This window comes from Proteus sp. TSJ240517 (assembly GCF_047921575.1).
Classification (GTDB): domain Bacteria; phylum Pseudomonadota; class Gammaproteobacteria; order Enterobacterales; family Enterobacteriaceae; genus Proteus.
Genome location: NZ_JBLRMH010000006.1, coordinates 224967 through 244439, shown reverse-complemented (window position 1 = coordinate 244439; position 19473 = coordinate 224967). Strand labels below are relative to the sequence as shown.

Annotated in this window: 18 protein-coding genes; 13 read left to right on the top strand and 5 right to left on the bottom strand. The window is 38.6% G+C overall.

The annotated features are described in order from the left end of the window. The 13 genes from hyfE (at position 1) to ACNARN_RS12140 (ending at position 12880) form a co-directional block, all read left to right on the top strand. Complete coding sequence (gene hyfE, locus ACNARN_RS12200; RefSeq protein ID WP_109374269.1) at positions 1-651, top strand: hydrogenase 4 membrane subunit; 651 nt, start codon at positions 1-3, stop codon at positions 649-651. A gap of 4 nt (positions 652-655) precedes the next feature. After that, on the top strand, positions 656-2224 hold the full coding sequence (locus tag ACNARN_RS12195) for a hydrogenase 4 subunit F (RefSeq protein WP_198621038.1): 1569 nt from the start codon (positions 656-658) through the stop codon (positions 2222-2224). Between the two features lies 1 nt (position 2225). After that, positions 2226-3959 carry an NADH-quinone oxidoreductase subunit C gene (locus ACNARN_RS12190; protein WP_109374271.1) on the top strand — a complete coding sequence of 578 codons (1734 nt, stop codon included), beginning with the start codon at positions 2226-2228 and terminating at the stop codon, positions 3957-3959. Between the two features lie 11 nt (positions 3960-3970). Continuing rightward, entirely contained in the window at positions 3971-4525 is a 555-nt protein-coding gene (hyfH, locus tag ACNARN_RS12185; protein ID WP_151436131.1) for a hydrogenase 4 subunit H, read from the top strand. Beyond that, positions 4522-5304 (top strand): NADH-quinone oxidoreductase subunit B family protein, encoded by a 783-nt coding sequence (locus ACNARN_RS12180; RefSeq protein ID WP_072064386.1) that lies wholly within the window; start codon positions 4522-4524, stop codon positions 5302-5304. Before hyfH ends, ACNARN_RS12180 begins: the two co-directional genes overlap by 4 nt. After that, complete coding sequence (locus ACNARN_RS12175; RefSeq protein ID WP_198621039.1) at positions 5297-5707, top strand: formate hydrogenlyase maturation HycH family protein; 411 nt, start codon at positions 5297-5299, stop codon at positions 5705-5707. Before ACNARN_RS12180 ends, ACNARN_RS12175 begins: the two co-directional genes overlap by 8 nt. Then, positions 5704-6204 (top strand): hydrogenase maturation peptidase HycI, encoded by a 501-nt coding sequence (gene hycI, locus ACNARN_RS12170; protein WP_198621040.1) that lies wholly within the window; start codon positions 5704-5706, stop codon positions 6202-6204. Before ACNARN_RS12175 ends, hycI begins: the two co-directional genes overlap by 4 nt. Positions 6205-6636: 432 nt before the next feature. Next, on the top strand, positions 6637-7626 hold the full coding sequence (locus ACNARN_RS12165) for a glycosyltransferase (protein WP_416304505.1): 990 nt from the start codon (positions 6637-6639) through the stop codon (positions 7624-7626). Positions 7627-8030: 404 nt separating this feature from the next. Beyond that, positions 8031-9614 (top strand): ABC transporter substrate-binding protein, encoded by a 1584-nt coding sequence (locus ACNARN_RS12160; RefSeq protein WP_416304504.1) that lies wholly within the window; start codon positions 8031-8033, stop codon positions 9612-9614. Continuing rightward, positions 9599-10582 (top strand): ABC transporter permease, encoded by a 984-nt coding sequence (locus ACNARN_RS12155; protein WP_416303606.1) that lies wholly within the window; start codon positions 9599-9601, stop codon positions 10580-10582. Before ACNARN_RS12160 ends, ACNARN_RS12155 begins: the two co-directional genes overlap by 16 nt. Then, positions 10579-11391 (top strand): ABC transporter permease, encoded by an 813-nt coding sequence (locus tag ACNARN_RS12150; protein ID WP_198626234.1) that lies wholly within the window; start codon positions 10579-10581, stop codon positions 11389-11391. The genes ACNARN_RS12155 and ACNARN_RS12150 overlap by 4 nt, the downstream gene beginning before the upstream one ends. Next, on the top strand, positions 11385-12182 hold the full coding sequence (locus tag ACNARN_RS12145) for an ATP-binding cassette domain-containing protein (RefSeq protein ID WP_416304503.1): 798 nt from the start codon (positions 11385-11387) through the stop codon (positions 12180-12182). The genes ACNARN_RS12150 and ACNARN_RS12145 overlap by 7 nt, the downstream gene beginning before the upstream one ends. Positions 12183-12241: 59 nt before the next feature. Then, positions 12242-12880, top strand: coding sequence for an ATP-binding cassette domain-containing protein (locus ACNARN_RS12140; protein ID WP_198626233.1), 639 nt, complete (start codon positions 12242-12244; stop codon positions 12878-12880). Between the two features lie 75 nt (positions 12881-12955). Here ACNARN_RS12140 and ACNARN_RS12135 read toward each other — a convergent pair whose 3' ends face one another. From ACNARN_RS12135 to ACNARN_RS12115, 5 genes are all read right to left on the bottom strand, one after another. After that, positions 12956-13843: an autotransporter outer membrane beta-barrel domain-containing protein gene (locus ACNARN_RS12135; RefSeq protein WP_416304502.1), complete on the bottom strand. Its 888-nt coding sequence runs from the start codon at positions 13841-13843 to the stop codon at positions 12956-12958. A 444-nt stretch (positions 13844-14287) separates the two neighbouring features. Then, positions 14288-15544, bottom strand: coding sequence for a hypothetical protein (locus tag ACNARN_RS12130; protein WP_416304501.1), 1257 nt, complete (start codon positions 15542-15544; stop codon positions 14288-14290). A 505-nt stretch (positions 15545-16049) separates the two neighbouring features. Beyond that, entirely contained in the window at positions 16050-16916 is an 867-nt protein-coding gene (locus ACNARN_RS12125; protein WP_416304500.1) for a YjjW family glycine radical enzyme activase, read from the bottom strand. Then, a complete protein-coding gene (locus tag ACNARN_RS12120; protein ID WP_416304499.1) occupies positions 16888-18429 on the bottom strand; it encodes a YjjI family glycine radical enzyme in 1542 nt (513 codons plus the stop codon). The genes ACNARN_RS12125 and ACNARN_RS12120 overlap by 29 nt, the downstream gene beginning before the upstream one ends. A 226-nt stretch (positions 18430-18655) precedes the next feature. Further along, positions 18656-19384 carry a YtjB family periplasmic protein gene (locus tag ACNARN_RS12115; protein WP_196532861.1) on the bottom strand — a complete coding sequence of 243 codons (729 nt, stop codon included), beginning with the start codon at positions 19382-19384 and terminating at the stop codon, positions 18656-18658. Between the last annotated feature and the right edge of the window lie 89 nt (positions 19385-19473).

The window sequence follows — 19473 nt, the reverse complement described above, 5'->3', positions numbered from 1 at the left end:
ATGACTGGAGCACTTATCGTAAACAATCTGGCGGGGTTAATGATGATCACCTCGCTACTGGTAATTGGCGCGAAAAAGCCAATTGCATCCTGTTGGTTCTATGCATTGCAATCTTTCGTTTTAGTGATGATTTTCGTCACTTTAGCCAATACATTAGATGCACACCAACTCACACTTTGGGCCATTACCGCTTTCTTCACTAAAGTTCTGCTTGTACCACTTATTCTAGGATTTGCATTCCGTAAGTTATCCGATCCTAGTGCGAATGCTGGCGTTATCAGCCCAGCAATATTAATGCTGCTAGCCGCAGTGATTGTGGTCTTAAGCTGGTTCGTCGTCGAGCCAATTCAAATACCAATGGTCGTTGATTTGAAACCTGCACTCGCAGTTTCTCTGGGACATTTTATGTTGGGTCTGCTGTGTATCGTGACTCAGCGAAATATCCTAAAACAAGCTTTTGGTTATTGTTTAATGGAAAACGGCTCTCACTTAACACTGGCATTATTGGCGTGGAGAGCACCAGAACTGGTCGAAATCGGGATCGCCACTGACGCCATCTTCGCTGTGATTGTGATGGCAGTGTTGGCTCGTAAGATTTACCGCACGCTCAACACACTGAACGTGGATCAACTGACCGCGCTGAAGGGGTGAGGAGATGAACCAAACAACCATGTTAACGATTTTAATGTTTTCACCGTTGGTATTTTCAATACTGGCGTTTCTAAGTCCGTTATTAAAAGCCGGTGCGCGCCCTATTGTGACGGGTATTCATGCTATTGGTATCACCGTATTGTTAATCGCTGCATTAGGGACTGTGGCAGATGTCATGTCTCATGGCGAAATATTGGCTGCTGCTAATTGGGTTCATGTGGATAGCCTCGGCGCATTATTTCTCGCCATTTTAGGTATTATCGGCTTTTTAACGGGGCTTTATTCTATTGGCTATATGAATCATGAAGTGGATGAGGGCGAAATCTCAGTACGCACTTTGTGTAATTACTATGGTTTCTTCCACCTCTTTTTGTTCACCATGTTATTGGCAATCACCAGTAATAACTTGATCTTAATGTGGGCGGCAATTGAAGCAACAACCTTAAGCTCTGCATTCTTAGTCGGAATTTATGGTCAGCGTTCTTCTCTGGAAGCTGCGTGGAAGTACATCATCATTTGTAGTGTGGGTGTGGCATTTGGTCTTTTCGGGACTATTTTGGTTTATGCCAATGCCGCGAGCTTTATGCCTGATCCAGATCAGGCTATCTTCTGGACTGAAGTGTTGAAATATACAGACCAGTTAGATCCAACACTGATGCATTTAGCTTTTGTCTTTATTTTAATCGGTTTCGGTACCAAAACGGGTTTATTCCCAATGCACGCATGGTTACCAGATGCACACAGTGAAGCACCAAGTCCTGTCAGTGCGTTGTTATCAGCGGTTTTACTGAATTGTGCGCTGTTAATCATCATTCGTTACTACATCATTATTGATGCGGCAATTGGTACTGAATTTACACGTAACTTATTGTTAATCTTTGGTTTCCTCTCTGTTGCTATCGCGGCGTTCTTTATTCTTATTCAGCGTGATATGAAACGTCTTTTAGCGTATTCCAGTGTGGAAAACATGGGATTAATTGCCGTCGCATTAGGGATTGGCGGACCAATTGGTATTTTGGCTGCTTTATTCCACACCTTAAACCACAGCTTAGCGAAAGCACTGTTGTTCTGTGGTTCAGGTAACGTGTTATTGAAATACGGTACTCGTGATTTAAATGTCGTGAAAGGCATGTTTAAAGTGATGCCATTAAGTGCCGCTCTTTTTGCTGGTGGCGCTTTAGCGCTAGGTGGTATGCCGCCTTTCAACGTCTTTATTAGTGAATTTATGATTGTTGTGGCAGGTTTAGCTTCTCAGCACATTGGCTTAACTATCCTACTATTATTGTTATTGACCGTAGTATTAGGTGGTCTAGTTCGTATGGTGGCTAAAACTGTCTTTGGTCCAAAACCTGATGTTGTTGCTAAAGGTGAACTGGGAATTTTAACCACATTACCAATGGTCATTCTGATTGCACTTATGCTGTTAATGGGAACTCACATTCCTAAGCCTGTCAGCGAGCTGTTAGAAAATGCCGCTAATATCGTGATGAATATTGATAAAAGTGAGTCACCTACTTATGCATGGCCAACGGCTTTAATCAGCAATCCATCCACATCGGTTCAGGAGATGTAACGTGAGCTACCAAAATTATGTCAGTAGAAAAGAGGGAAAAGAACTAGGCGGAGATTACGTTGCCAAGGTTCGTGAGAAATTCCCATCAGCCGTTCTTGATGAAGAGCGACAAACCGCTGATCAATTGACGATAACAGTAAAAACGGAATCACTCCCTGAAGTGGTGGAATATCTGTATTACGGCTTAGGCGGTTGGTTACCTGTTTTATTCGGTAATGACGAACGTAGTTTAAACGGGGACTATGCTGTTTATTACGCATTATCAATGGAAGAGGGTGAAAAATGCTGGGTTGTTGTAAAAGCCCATGTTAGCCCAATCACTTTAGAGTTTCCGTCAGTGACACCGCGTGTACCAGCCGCAGTGTGGGGTGAACGTGAAATCCGTGATATGTATGGTCTTATCCCTGTTGGTTTACCTGATGAACGTCGTTTAGTGCTTCCAGATGACTGGCCTGAAGAGATGTATCCACTGCGTAAAGATGCGATGGATTATCGCCAACGTCCAGCACCCTCAACTGAAGTTGAAACTTATCCCTTCTTGAACGAAGGTAAGCAAGATGCACGCGTTGTGCCAATTGGTCCAATGCACATTACTTCGGATGAACCAGGACACTTCCGCTTATTTGTAGACGGTGAAAACATTGTCGATGCCGATTACCGCATGTTCTATGTTCATCGTGGTATGGAAAAACTGGCAGAAACCCGTATGGGTTATAACGAAGTGACATTCTTATCAGACCGCGTGTGTGGTATCTGTGGTTTTACTCACAGTGTGGCGTATGTGACTTCTGTTGAAAATGCGTTAGGCATTGAAGTACCACGTCGTGCGCATACTATTCGTTCTATCTTATTAGAAGTTGAACGTCTTCATAGCCATTTATTAAACATTGGTTTAGCTAGTCACTTTACAGGCTTTGATACTGGCTTTATGCAATTTTTCCGTATTCGTGAAAAATCAATGCAGATTGCAGAGATGCTCACCGGTGCGCGTAAAACGTATGGCTTGAACTTAATTGGGGGTATCCGTCGCGATATCTTAAAAGATCAGCGTCTGAAGACTATCCAACTTGTTAGAGAAATGCGCAAAGAAGTTACTGAATTAGTGGATATATTGCTATCAGCGCCGAATATGGAACAACGTACTGTTGGTGTTGGTATCTTAGATAAGAAAGTGGCTCGTGATTTTAGCCCAGTAGGTCCAATGATAAGAGCGAGTGGTTTTAAACGTGACGTGCGTTTTGACCACCCATTTGCAGATTATGGCAATCTTCCACTGACGCTCTTTAGTTATGAAGGTGGCGACGTATTTTCCCGTGTGATGGTACGTATTAAAGAAGTCTTGGATTCAATGGCAATGATTGAATATGCCTTAGATAACTTGCCAGAAGGTCCATTATTAACCGAAGGCTTTACTTATCAGCCATATAAATTTGCTCTGGGCTTTACTGAAGCACCACGCGGTGAAGATGTTCACTGGAGTATGTTGGGTGATAACCAAAAATTATTCCGCTGGCGTTGCCGTGCTGCAACTTATGCTAACTGGCCAGTATTACGTTATATGTTGCAAGGAAATACCGTTTCTGATGCGCCGTTAATTATCGGTAGTCTTGACCCTTGTTATTCCTGTACTGACAGGGTAACGCTCGTCGATGTGAAAAAACGTAAATCTAAAACAGTTTCTTATAAAGAAATTGAACGTTACAGCATCGAACGTAAAAATTCGCCGCTCAAGTGAGGGAATGAACGATGTTAAAATTGTTTAAAACCATAATCAAAACAGGCGAAGCAACGACCAAATATCCGTTTAAGCCTCTGGATTTACCTGATGGTTTCAGAGGAAAGCCTGAATATGATGCACAGCAATGCATTGTCTGTGGTGCCTGCACCTCAGCATGTCCTGCTAATGCGTTAACGATGGAAACGAATTTGGAAACAGGCGAGCGTCATTGGCAATTATTCATTGGCCGCTGTATTTATTGCGGTCGTTGTGAAGAAGTTTGCCCAACAAGAGCGATTGTTTTATCCGATATGTTTGAAACGGCAGTGACTAAAAAGTCAGATCTTTATATTAAAGGCACTTTTAAATTATTGAATTGCCGTGAATGCCATCAACCATTTACGCCTAGAAAATCAGTTGAATATGCGATGGAACTATTAGTGCAATCAGGCTGGGATGAGCAAACCGTAGAAGCGATGCGCCCACAATTTGAAACTTGCCCTGAATGTAAGCGTAAACATAACTTGTTATCTGATGGTCGTGAAAATATTAGTGTGGGCGAAATTGGGAGTACAATAAAATGAGTCTACCAGAAATTCCCATTAATCATCATGTTAGCCAGCCTATCACCCTTGATGATCAGGTTAAAAAGCTAAAGCAGACATTGTTGAAAGATATTCAGCGTTCAGCTTATGTTTATCGTGTTGACTGTGGTGGTTGTAATGGTTGTGAGATTGAAATTTTCTCCGCAATTACACCGGTTTTTGATGCTGAACGTTTTGGTATCAAAGTGGTAGCCTCGCCTCGTCACGCTGATATTTTATTATTCACTGGCGCAGTAACGCGCCAGATGCGTGTTCCTGCATTACGTGCTTATGAATCAGCGCCTGATCCAAAAATCTGTATCTCTTATGGCGCTTGTGGCTGTGGTGGTGGGATTTTCCACGATCTTTATTGTGTATGGGGTGGTAGTGAATCTATCGTGCCTATTGATGTGTGGATCCCAGGTTGTCCTCCAACACCTGCGGCGACGATTTATGGATTTGCTGTTGCACTGGGCTTGTTAGACCAAAAATTAAAAGGCGAATCGCACATTGAAGTAGAGAATGAAAAAGCCTCTCTAATTCTGCCTTCGATTCCTTTAGATGCTCGCGTGATGATTGAGCGTGAAGCGCGCCGTCTTGCTGGCTATTATCAGGGAAGACAAATCAGTGATCATTTCCTCACCTTATTAGAAGGCGCTACTATTCAGGAAGTCAGCGGACGTGTAGATGAATGGCTACGACAAGCGAATGATCCTCGTTTATCTGAGATTGTAAAACGCCTTGTTTATTCATTAAGCCAAGGGGGGATTTATGCCTGATGATGCTAACGTTTACTTTTGGTCATTAAGACAAAAGTTTGTTGATAGCGATGATGATATTCCTGCGGAAGCGCAACAGGTCATGTATTACTCACTCGCGATTGGTCACCATGTGGGTATGATTGATTGCTTAAAAACAGAGCTAGTCTGCCCTTTAGAAAAATATAAAGCATGGATTGACTTATTACCTGAAGGTGAAGCCAAACGCAAAATGCAAGGATTGCTAACATTTGGCGAAATCAATATTAACTCTGAGCATACTCACTTATTAGCGTTAGCATTTGATCCTATTATCAAAAATGAAGATCCCATTTTTAGTGAGTGGAGTCAAACGCTGATTAAATTACTGGGTGAGATCCACGCAGAGCCTGCTATTTATTTGATTGTGAAGAGAAAGCCATGAGTAAAGCAATGACAGCACCTAAAGTGGTATTAACAGTCGGCAACAGTATGATGGGCGATGATGGTGCAGGCCCTCTGCTTGCTGAGTTAATGGAAGCAAACCCTATTGATGGATGGATTGTTATCAACGGAGGAAGTGCGCCTGAAAATGTCTCTTATCAAGTAAGAGAGTTACAACCTCAATGTGTTGTCATTGTTGATGCCGCAGATATTGGTTTAAACCCTGGTGAGATTAGGGTGATAGATCCTGACTACATAGCGGAAATGTTTATTATGAGCACTCATAATATGCCGCTGAATTTTCTTATCGATCAATTAAAAGATGATATTCCAGATATTACTTTCTTAGGGATACAACCCGATCTCGTTGGTTTTTATTATCCAATGACCGAAGCGGTAAAAAATGCCGTTGATGAAGTGTATCAAGGGATCAAGTCTTGGAGAGTTGATTACTTTCCAGCGCTTGAAGTCTGCGATGAAGAAGATATTGAAGAATAAAAGTACAACAAGTATCCACCGATTTTTGATATAAATAAAAAAGAAAAACATCCGCTTTGCGGATGTTTTTCATTAATGAGTGATATAAGTGTCATTAGTTATAAAAAAAGTGTTTTTTGTAACTTATATTACGCATTGTTAAATTGAATGCCTGCTAATAACATTTATTCTCCACGCTAACCTTAATTTTCCCTTTAGTTATCTCTTTTAAAAAACAAACCACCTTAACCCTTTCTTCATAAGAGATAAAAAGAAGTTAATTATACTTATCTTCATTAAATATCATTTTCACCTTTAGTTAGTTAAAAATTAAGTTTTCATTAAGAATGAATTAAGGGTAATTAACTCTGTGAATTACTCTGTTTGCTTGTTTTCAATACTAACTATTTAAGGAGAAATTCTTTTCTTAGCTAAGAATATAAAAGGTGGGTTATGTCTTCTTCTATACCTCAACTGAGTATCGTCGTCGCCATTTATAATGGTGAGAGATTTTTATCTCAATTTTTCAATGAATTACAATCTATTAAATTAAATGATTGGGAACTCATTTTAGTTAATGATGGCTCTAGAGATAATTCACTTAAAATATTGCAAAAATGGAAAGAAAGATTTCCTCGAGTCACTATTATTGATCAGGAAAACCAAGGTGTATCTGTTGCTCGTAATGTTGGATTTAATATTTCAAAAGGTCAATATATTGTTTTTCCTGATATTGATGATGTAATTCATCCTAATATGTATGACAGAATGCTTAATGTAGCTAAAGATGATAATTTGGATATTTTAACCTGTAATGGTAATTATGTTTATACAGATGGGCGTCCTTCACGACCTATATTTCCATCTAATCGCTTGCAGACAACGGGCGTTTTAACGGGGCCGCAATGGCTAGAAATTGCATTAAACTCTAAAAAATTCTTACATGTGACTTGGCTAAATATTTATCGTCGTGAATTTTTACTTGATCATGGTTATTATTTTGAACCAGGTTTACATCATCAAGATATTCCGTGGACAACTGAAGTGTTATTAACAGCGCGACGGGTTAAATATATCGATGAACGCTATTACGATTACTTGATTCATTCCGGATCGGTTTCTCATGCAACACCTAATGACAGTATTCATGTTAGAACAATTCATAATTACATGAAAATATTAGAAATGCTTGATGCTATTAATCAAAAACATAAGAAAGTGGCTCAAAATATTAATGCGTGTTATTGGCAAATCGCAAAAGAGGGTTTGGGAATTATTCACTCAATTGTTGCTATTCAATCTATTGAAATTAAAAAACAAATTATTAAAGAATTTTTTGATAGAGGGATATGGACGCTGATCTGGAAAAATGCGAAAGATCTAAGATTACGTTGGCGTTTAGGTCGACGCTATTTTAAATTAAAAAGAATATTAAATTCATGATCACAAGAGGGCACAATAATGTGCCTTTTTTATTTTCAATGTATATTAAATAAAAGGAAATAATCTAATTTCGTTAAAAATTCATTTTATTTCGTTTTGCGCTCACTAATAAATTCAATGATAAATATATAACTTATTTATTAGAAAAATACTGTGCACTTGCTAGAATTTTGCCATAATGAGTATTACTCCTTAATAAAAGTTTATGTAAAATCAATAAACTGGCGAATATTATTCGAGTAGTTGAATAAAAAAACTTATTATGATGCCACAGGTTTAGCCTTTATCTGCATCAAGTTGCAGAGCATCACAATTACCATTGTTATTTATCTTGCTTCAGCCTCTTCATCTTATTTAGATAGAGATTGATGATAAGTCGTATCTAAAAAATCGGAGAATGTTTTATGTCTATTCGGTTTGGTTGGCGTCAATCATTAGCAACCTTAACTTGCTTAGCCGCGTTAAGCGTCCCTTTTGCTGCATCTGCTCAAACGTTAAAATTAGCTATTGGTGAAGAGCCAACAGAAGGCTTCGACCCAATGCTGGGCTGGAGTCATGGCAGTTATTTACTTCTCCATAGTCCATTGTTAAAGCAAAATGCGGATCTCTCTTGGTATAGCAATATGTTAAGTGACTATCAACCAAGTGAAGATGGTAAAACATGGAAATTAACGTTAAAGCGAGATTTAAAATTCTCTGATGGCTTACCGCTTACAGCAAAAGATATCGTATTTACTTATAACAAGGCGGCTGCCAGTGGCGGTAAAGTTGATATGGGTAACTTCCTCTCTGCAAAAGCAGATGATGATTTGCATGTCACTATCACGCTAAAAGCACCACAAAGTACTTTCGTAAACGTGCTCGGCTCTTTAGGTATTGTTTCTGCCGATAAGTATGATGAAAAAACCTACGCACAAAAGCCAATTGGTGCAGGTCCTTATCGCATGGTCAGTTTCCAACCAGGTCAGCAATTAATTGTTGAAGCAAACCCTTACTATGCGGGACAGAAAAATGATTTTGAAAAATTGATTTTCGTTTTTCTTGATGAAGATGCCGCTTTTGCTGCTGCGCAAAGTGGGCAATTAGGTATTGTGCGTATTCCACCCGCAACGGCTGCAATTGCTAAGAATTTACCAAATACTAAATTGTGGGAAAGAGCGAGTGTTGAAAATCGCGGTATTGTTTTCCCAATGGTAAAATCAGGTGAGAAAAACGCCCAAGGCTATGATATTGGTAATGATATCACCGCTGATATCGCTATTCGTAAAGCCATTAACTACGCGCTAGATCGTAAGTTGCTTTCAGAACAAGTCCTTGATGGTTATGCCGTTCCTGCATATACCGGCGTAAAAGGCTTACCTTGGGATCAAACCGAAGCTGCCTTCAAAGATGGCGATATTGTAAAAGCAAAACAAATTCTTGAAGATGCAGGCTGGAAGCTGAATAAAAACGGTATTCGTGAAAAAGACGGTTTAGAAGCAAAACTCACTTTATGGTATACCAGCGGTGATGCAACACGTCGTGATTTAGCTGAGTCAATTCGTGCGTTAGTGCAACCTCTTGGTATTCAAATGGATCTTAAATCAGGAAGTTGGGATACCGTAGAGCGCTATATGCACTCAAATCCAACTTTATTTGGTTGGGGTAGCCTTGATCCGATGGAGTTATATCATCACTACAGTGCTAATGCCGCGGGTGTTGGTTATTATAACCCAGGTTATTACAAAAACCCTGAAGTCGAAAAACATCTACAAGCCGCGCTTGATGCTCATACATGGCAAGAAGCCGTTCCTCATTGGAAAGCGGTAGAGTGGGATGGTAAAAACGGTGTGGGTGTAAAAGGTGATGCTGCTTGGGCTTGGCTGATGAATGTGCAACACACTTACTTAACTAATCCTTGTGTTGATCTGGGTACAGGAACACCTGAAATCCATGGTTCATGGTCATTATTAAATAGCGTAGATACTTGGAAGTGGACTTGTCAGTAATACGTCAAAGTGCAGGTTTTTTCCTGCGATTACTCTGCCTGCTGTTGGTGACAACAGCAGGTGTTTTTATTTTATTAAGTTTTTCACCAATCGATCCCATTAAGGCTTATATCGGTAGTGATCTACTGAATGTTCCTCCTGAACAATATCCTTTAATTGCAGCGCGTTGGGGAATTGACCAACCTTTATGGATGCGATTTTGGCTTTGGTTTAGCCAAATCTTTCAAGGGGATTTTGGCTATTCTATGTTGTATAACATGCCTGTTATTGATGTTATTCGTGAACGTGCAGGGCCTTCGTTTATTTTGCTTTTTTCAGCGTGGGTATTTTCCGGTGTTATTGGTGTTGCGATGGGATTAGTCGCGGGTCGATACCTTAATCGCTGGCCAGATAGAATTATCTCTACTTTATCTTATTTATTAGCCGCGTTACCGACATTCTGGGTAGGATTACTGTTGTTATCTCTGTTTTCTGTCACTTTACATTGGGCGCCAATTTGTTGTGCGTGGCCAATGGGAAGTAGTGCCGAGACCGCAACGTTAAGCCAGCGTTTTTCTCATCTTATCTTACCTATGATTGCGCTTGGTTTATTAGGAACAGGGAATATCGCACTGCATACTCGGGCTAAAGTTGCGGAAGTAATGGGAAGTGAGTTTATCCATTTTGCTAAAGCGCAAGGTGATAAAGGTTGGGCTATGATGATATTTCATGTTCTACGTCATGCCATTACGCCTGCACTTTGCTTACAGTTTGCATCCATTGGTGAACTGCTCGGTGGCTCTCTCTTAGCAGAGAAAGTATTTGCTTATCCGGGATTAGGACAGGCAACCGTTGATGCGGGGTTACGAGGTGATATTCCTCTGTTAATGGGTATTGTGGTTTTCAGCACTATTTTGATTTTCTTCGGTAATAGCATTTCTAACGGTCTATTACGGCGTATTAATAAAGGAATTTTGCGAGACTCATGATTTACGATCCGAACAAGCCATTGTTGCGACTTTTGTTAGTTACCCTCGCGTTAATTGGGTTAGTGGCGTATGGCTTTTCTGTTTCTCATACTGATATCGCAATGGATTTTCTGGCTAGGAATCAAGCCCCATCAGGTCAATATTGGTTTGGGACGGATAACTTAGGTCGTTCATTATGGCTACGTTGTTTTCAAGGCATGTTAAGTAGCTTAAATATTGGTGTAACAAGTGCGGTTGTGAGTGGCACGATTGCGTTGATTTTTGCGGGAATTTCTTCCATTAATCGCTATTGCGATTTTTTTGTAAGAGGTGTTGTTGATGCGCTCTTAGCTCTACCTCATTTATTACTGCTGATTTTGATCTGTTTTACGTTAGGTGGTGGGCAACAAGGGGTGATTTGGGCAGTGGCATTAACTCACTGGCCTAAACTTGCATTGATTTTACGAGGTGAAATACAGCGTATCCGTGAAGCGGATTATGTGATGTTATCGCGTCGTATTGGCAATTCACCTTTTGAGTGCGTAAAAAAACACTATATTCCAATGCTATTACCTCAGTGGATCGTGGGAACCTTGTTAATGTTCCCTCATGCAGTATTGCATAGCGCAGCGTTAAGTTTCCTCGGTTTTGGTCAGGCTGCGCATGAACCTTCACTCGGCTTATTACTGGCAGATGCACTACGCTATTTAAGTACTGGCTCTTGGTGGATGGTGGTGTTTCCGGGGTTAATTTTGATGTGCTTAGTATTGATTTTCGATCAATTTGCTAAAGCAATGCAGCAATTATGGCTAAGAGGGGCAGGATGTTAAGTTTTGAACAGCTTTCCATTGATATCGCACAGTTTCGTTGGTTAGGAAAACGAAATTGGCAGCCGTTGCTAAAATCAATCTCATTGGATATTAAACCCAGAAAGATGCTGGCATTAGTGGGCGGCAGTGGTGAAGGTAAAAGTCTGTTATTACAAAGTGCGCTAGGACTTTTGCCTGCCAATATGCGAGTTCGTGGTGCGATTAAACTGAATGGGCATACATTAAGTGAACGAGAGCTTATTGCTTATCGTGGCAATACTTTTTGTTATATTCCACAAGGTGTGACGGCATTAAATCCATTGATTTGTATCGGTGAGCAGCTTAGCCGTTCTGCGCGTTTAAGTGGTGCTGATATCACAACCGAAGATATTGTCGAGCAACTCGGGCTTTACCATCTTTCTAGCTCATTAGTAAAAACCTATCCAGCAAAACTGTCTGGTGGAATGGCAAAACGAGTATTAGCCTGTAATGCAACACTCTCTAATGCACAATATATTTTGGCTGATGAAATCACCTCGTGGCTTGATGATGAACATGCGTGTTTGTTATTAGGGCATTTAAGAGCGTTATGCAATCAAGGTAAATCAGTGCTTTGGGTTACACATGATTTAGCTTTAGCTGCACGGTTTGCGGATACGATAGCGGTGCTTAATCAGGGAGAGGTTAACGAAATTATTCCCGCTAATGTGCTTAATCGTCATGAAGGTAGTGAGTGGTTGAAGACACTCTGGAGTGCATTACCTGAACAACAATTTATAAATACAAAAGAAACATCACTTAACCCATTATAATATTGTGTTCTTAAGTCTTATTTTTATACATTTCATCTGTTATTTCTGGAGTTATCTTTATGCCACTTTTAGAGTTAAAACAATTATCTGTGGAACAAGCAGGTAAGGTGTTATGGCAAGATCTCTCCTTTTCGTTAAATGCGGGAGACCGACTTGGTATTTCAGCGCCAAGTGGCACAGGAAAAACAACCTTAGGTCGTGTTTTAGCACAGTGGCAAGCACCCACTCAAGGTTCAATTCTTGTTAATGGCAACCCATTGCCTAAAAAGGGTTATTGCCCCATTCAATTAGTTCCTCAACATCCTGATAAGTGTTTTAATCCTTTTCGAACAACAGGGGATAGCCTCCGAGATGCTTGGACGCCTGATGAAAGTTGGTTTGAGAAATTACGGATAAAGCAAGAGTGGTTAACGCGTAGGCCTAATGAATTATCGGGTGGAGAGCTGGCGCGTATTGCTTTATTAAGAGCGTTAGATCCTCGCACTCAAATATTGATTGCGGATGAAGTAACGGCACAATTGGATGCCCAAATTCAAGCTGAAATTTGGAAAGTTTTAATTGATGAAAGCCAAAAAAGACCTTTAAGCTTGATTATCTTTAGTCACAATAAGGCGTTACTTGAAAAAGTCTCGACTAAAGTGTGGTGGGTTGATACGGAAAAAAGTATTTCTACTATTAAAAATAACGGACTATCTTAATCCGTTAGTGAAAAAAATGGCTTCCTATATTTTTATAGGAAGCCAAATATTACTGCTAAACGTAACAATATGGAATTAGAAACGATAGGTGTAGTTAATACCAAATTGCATATCGTGATTGCGATACGTGGTCATTTCCCAATTTGCTTTAGTACCAATAGATGAGTGTTTATCCACTTGATACGTTAATCCAATATGAGCAAATGGGCGTTGTTTTAACTGCTTTTTATTTTCTGAATAATCAATATCCTGTTGACCTAAATAATCAATATGGCTACGAAAATCACCTTGATGATGTGATAGGTTCCATAATAAACCCGCTTTAGTGTTTAGTATGAAAGATGAACCCAATAAATGATCCATGCCTAATCCCATTTTGGCTAACAATGAGTGTGCGTTAAGCGCATCATAGTGTACGGCAAATTGTGCATTTTGAGTTTCACTATAAGCTGAACGTGAGATTTGATTAAAAGTAAGCCCAGCAAAGGGTGTCAGTAATAAATCATCGTTTATTGAATAAGGGTAGTAACCTTGTAACTCAATGTGATAACCAGAAATCTTAGCATTACCTTTACCCGCTTCAGTATCTTCTAATACCAGTCTTTCGATAGAAACTTTTCGATTTAAATAAGCCCCTTTTAATGACAGATGTAATGTATTGCTATTTAATTCTGCATTGAGTGATGGCATTAAATCTAGGCTAAAACCAATTAAAGGTAATGCATAACCTTGATATTGATACCCTTTAGGTAATGAGGAATAGACATCAGTATCAATGGCAAGTCCGACAACGAATGGAATAGCGTTGATATCAAAACGATAAGCACCACTTAATCCCGTTTGTGTTGCATTGGCTTTATTTATGTTTTGGTAGTGTGCAAAGCCACTAATACAGGCTTTTTCAGTACCCACAGAACAAGTTGCTGAAGCTAAATGGCGCAGTTGTCCTTGTTGCATATCCATCAGTTTATAACCGTTTTCAGCCATTAATTGCATTGATTTATAAGTATTTTCAATGTCGATAGGTTTGCTGATAACGATCGATGGTTTTGTGTTTTCTTTCTCTTTGGCCTTTTCTTTAGTGCGTTGTGCAAGTTCATCTTCTACAGAGATAGTGTTTCCAATATTTTTATCTATCTCAACATTAGTATTTTCTTGGCGTTGTTTCTCTTCTTGTTCAAGGCGTTTAGCTTCTTCTTGTCGCTGTTTCTCTGCGAGTTCTTGACGCTTAGCTTCTTCTTGTCGCTGTTTCTCTGCGAGTTCTTGACGCTTAGCTTCTTCTTGGCGTTGTTTCTCTGCTAGTTCAAGGCGCTTAGCTTCTTCTTGGCGTTGTTTCTCTGCTTGTTCTTGGCGTTTAGCTTCTTCTTGTCGCTGTTTCTCTGCGAGTTCTTGACGCTTAGCTTCTTCTTAGCGTTGTTTCTCTGCGAGTTCTTGGCGTTTAGCCTCTTCTTGTCGCAGTGTTTCTTCATCGATAATTTGTTTATCTTCTTTTGTATTATTTATTTTCCATGCGACAAGTTTCCATTTATTATCTCCATCTTGTGCAACACCAAAAATAGAATGACCATCTCTAGACAATGAGTGGGCTTCGGATTCATTATCAGCATTTCCTAGACCTTGTAATGAAATCATTTCGTTCTTATTATAAAAATAAGCAAAGCCATTTCTCAGATTTTCTGATTCAATATCACTATTTTCATCGTTGTATTCTTTTACAAAATTCTTTCTTTTTTTATTATTTTCTGACCAACCAACAATAATGTTACCATCACGAGAAATATCGGTTGCTTCGGAGTTGTAATTTTCGTTTTTAGTGAATGCTTGAGGTGTTATTATTTTATTTAATTTTGCATCATAGACGAATGCTTTACGTAACAGTTTGATATCTTTGCCAATAACATTATCAATACCATAATCAATAGCTACTTTTTCGGTTAACATTGTCTCTAACCAACCAATGGCTATATTGTTATCAGAAAAAGCATTTATTTTTGATGAACCATAACCATAAGTAGTTTTTCGAATAATATTTAACTTATTTTTTTTTCTATCATAAACATAACCTAATCTTATTCTTTTTATTACCTCGTAAGCTAATGCACCAGTTTTCTCTATTTCTTCAATATCTTTTTCAGTTAGTTTTAAATCTTTTCCATCCTTTAAACTGGGTATTATTTTCTCTAATTTTTTCCATTGAGCCGGAAAGCGTGGATTACCTTTTCTGTCTAGTGAACCATATAGAAAATGACCATCTGCTGATACTCCCATAATATCAGGACTTTGATCTTCGATTATGTTATCACGATCATATTCATCTTGTTGATTATCTTTTAAAAAATCGAGAGTTTGATAAGCTTTAAATTTCTCTTTTTCTTGATGATCTTTTAGTGCGCTATTTTCAAGTTCAGAAAGTAATATCTTTGTTTTATTATTAAGATCATAAATAAAAAATGTTTTTTTTTTAAAAGGAACATAAGTTTTCTCTCTATCATTATCTCTTGAATAAAGACTGAATAAACCGTCATGAGTAGTGAAATAATGATTGTCTATATCATCAATAGTTACAATTTCTTTTGATTGTGTATCATAGATGAAAAAAACATTTTCTTTGTCATCTGTTTTTCCATAACCTGTCGCAAATTGTCCATTATCTGATAAAGACAAAAAATTTATTCTGTGCAAGTTGTCTATTTTTATTTCTTCAAAGCTCGCTCCAGAATTGTAGCTAATAAGATTTCTTTTTCTTTTACTTAAAATTTTATCTTTACCATCAAGGATTATATCTGTAATAATTAGAGTGTTTTTCTGATTTAAAAAATGAGGTAAATCTCTATCGGAAAACGTACCATGTAAATGTCTATTATTACCTAAGTTTAAATTATTACGATTAATCTCCTGAAATTTAAATTCAATGTCATTTGTTTCTATTAATGGTGATGGACTATTTAAAGCGTAGCTATATGTAGAATTAATTATTATTGAAGCAATAATTGATAGTTTTAGTTTTTTTTATTCATAAGCATAAATTGTATTCCATTTATATTGGCAGGTTTTTTTGAAGACTAATTTGATCTTCTTTTTCTGTCAATATAAATGGATTTTATTTTAAAATGCATTGCTAATTATATTTATTATAATTTTAAATTATTATTTTTTTTATTGATTTTTGTTATGAATATATTTCAGGGGTTTTAACGTTGAATATATTTCTTTTATTTAATTCTTTACTAAATAAATCAATATGTTGTTTTTGTGCTGATGTCCATTTACTTGCTTCGCCATATACACCATGCTGATGAAAAGCATTAATTCTAACTAATACTGATTTACCAAGCGAATTAATAAACTGAGAAAGTAATTCAATATTCTCTAAATAATCAGTTTTTTCTGGAATATATAAAAGGCGTAATTCTGTAAGCAAATTATTATTAGCTAACCATTTGATTGATTCTTTAATACGCTGATTGCTACGACCGGTTAAATAAACATGTGTCTTTTCACCCCAACTTTTTAAATCGATCATGGCACCATCCATATAAGGGGCTATTTTTTGCCAACCATTAAGAGAAAGTGTGCCATTGCTGTCGATTAAACAGGTGAGATGCTTGAGATCGGGGGCTTGCTTAATTGTTTTAAAGTATTCGATTAAAAAAGGAAGTTGTAACGTCGATTCTCCGCCACTGACAGTGACGCCATTAATAAATGCAGCGTATTTACGTGTAATAGTGATTAATTCATCAACGGTATAACTTAATGTCATCGGGCTTGATTGACGAGGGCATTGCTGAATACAGGTGTCGCATTGTTCACAACTGGCACTGTTCCAACTTATAACACCATTTTGTAATGAAAGTGCTTGTTGTGGGCAAGTCGGAATGCAGTCACCACAATTGTCACAGATCCCCATTGTGTAGGGATTGTGGCAATTTTTACAGCGTAGATTACACCCTTGTAGGAAGATGGCTAGGCGATTGCCCGGGCCATCGACACAAGAGAAGGGCAGTATCTTATTTATCGAAACGCATCTGCTGTTCATAACTGATCACACGCGGTTTACGCTCAGTAATATGGCAGTTCGCGGTGGCTTCATCGCCTAACCAAGTGGTGTTTAAACGAGAGCCTTCTTCTTTGTATTTTTTCAAATCAGATAAGCGCACCATATAACCGGTGACTCTCACTAAATCATTTCCACCCACGTTTGCTGAGAACTCCCTTAGCCCTGAAGCGAAAGCGCCTAAACACAGTTGCATTAATGCATCAGGGTTTTGTTTAATGGTTTCATCTACCGTTAAAATATCGCTAATACCTGAAGTATAAAACGCATGATGTGGTGCAACAGTCATTAAGTGGGTAACGGGATCTGGCTCTTTACCATAAGGAATACGCGTTGCAGGAGTGGTGCCAATATCCGAGCTAATGCCCGATTGTGCATGTAGCATGGCACGCTGTTTCCAGCCATATTTCACAGGGGTATCCGCGACAAATTGCGCTAATTTTTCACTAATAATATAGCTGAGTTTATTTGCTGATTCGTTATCGCCATAAGCGACTTGTTTGCCTTCTTTTTCAAGTAATAAAGCAACGGCTTCTGCCATACCGTAAATTCCAAACATAGGGGCAAAGCGATCAGGTGAGATCAAACCTTCTTCCACTAAGAAGCTTTGTTTAAAGAAGTGGGATTTTTCATAGAGAAACTCACAGCGGGCATCGATGATCTCGATTTGTTTTTGCATATAAAATGGCAAGACATTTTCAAGAAAATCGTGGCTATTTTGGCTGCGCTTTGCCACTTCTTTAAGGTTAATCCGTACTAAAGTGCTACCACCACCACTTTGAGGTAAAGAGTTATAACAACTCACAATACCGTATTCATCTTTACCAAAGACAGCATCTTGTAATGTGCCATTGGCAATATGGGGCTTGCTACTATGGCAAATATTGGTGATTGCCTGATGTAATAAATCAGATGGCGTTAAATTAGCGTCATAAATAAAGGTGAGATTAGGCGCGACTTGTTGAAGCTCGACATCTACTTTTAGAATTAATCGCGTGATGATGGAGTCTTCAGGGCCAATATTGGCATGCATAAACGCATCAGGCAGTGTTCTATCAAGATAGCGCCAAAAACGTTTTAATTTAGGATAAAGCTGCTCTTCGGTAAGAGAACCGACATAAGGCAGTAAAATTTTATCAATACGTCCTAAGTAAACGGGCATTGAGGTAACTGATGGAACATGATGATAAAGAATGGTCAGCATGTTTAGTGCATCATCAAAATCTTGTGCAGGTTCTAGCTCTAAATAGCGAGAGCCTTGTGCTAAAAATTTCGCGTAATCAGGTAATACATAACGAGGTTTATAAGGTGCATGACCTTCATACATATCGCAAATGACCCGTTCATCTAATGCGCTAGCTGCATCTTTAGGAATTGCAGGATAAGGCAGCATATTTTCAGCTTCTAAAGCGAGAAAATGACGTTTTTGTTCAGGGGAAAGGGTTGGGTTTTCTACGATTTGTTGACAACGTTGGATAACAGATTGTTCAGTCATAACCACCTCAGCACTCAAAGAGCCAGAAAAAGATTTAAAACTTATCTTTTTAGATTAATGAATTGGCTAAGGTTTACTGTGATTTTAAACAAATCCCTTTTAAAGATTAAGGGAATAGCACGAAAATACGCATAAATTAGATATATCTAAATTCAGTTTGTGTTGGCTAAAAAGTGAGTTCAGCTCATCACTCAACTCACTTTTTATTTTTTAATCGGATAAGAGTTTATGCTTTATTTGAGCTATTTTCGGTGTCGTTATCTCTCTCTTTGACATTATTTTCTTCTCCTTCTTCTTCATCACTTTCTTTTTCTTCAATATCATCTTTTTCAGTGCGAGGTGGTAAATTGGCCGTTAATAAATACGGCGATTGTTGCCAATGAACAGGTGTTAATTGAAGAAGGTTATGAGAAAGCAAAAAGCCAATGGCAAGTGCGACCAATAACATCACACGTAATAAATTCGTGGTGTTATCCACTTGGCTAGATTCAGTGACAAGCTGATGAGTATCCAGTGTGAGCCTTAAAAAGCCTTTGGGTTTATCTTTACCTGGCACAGGCACAACAAGCTGGTGATTAAACGAGCCCCCACTTTTTTGCCCTTCTAGTGCTAATCGCTCTTTAACCGTGACATTTTCACCGCTATGCGCTATTTGTGTGCCATCTTCTAAATAAAGGCTGGCATCAAGTACCCGACTATCATGAGTTAGATGATTTAAATTAGCCATAATGAGGGGATTTACGTTATCTTTGCTACTGTCATCTATATAAGTGGATAAAGAGAACGCAACTTGTTCTGCCAGCGTTTTTGCAAGCTCTTCAAACTGAGTAATACGGGCATGCTGATTAGCACGGCTAAAATAAGACGCGCCTTGCATAAGAAATGCCAATAGTGCGATACAAATCAGTATAATCGCCGTTTTTTGGAGTTTGAATTTTAGTTTGTCTTTAAGCATGTTCATCCTTTTGCGTAAGCAAGTATATGCATGTTGCCAGATGAGCCAGAGATAGAATAGGCTGAATAACGATTATTTTGTTCCGACAG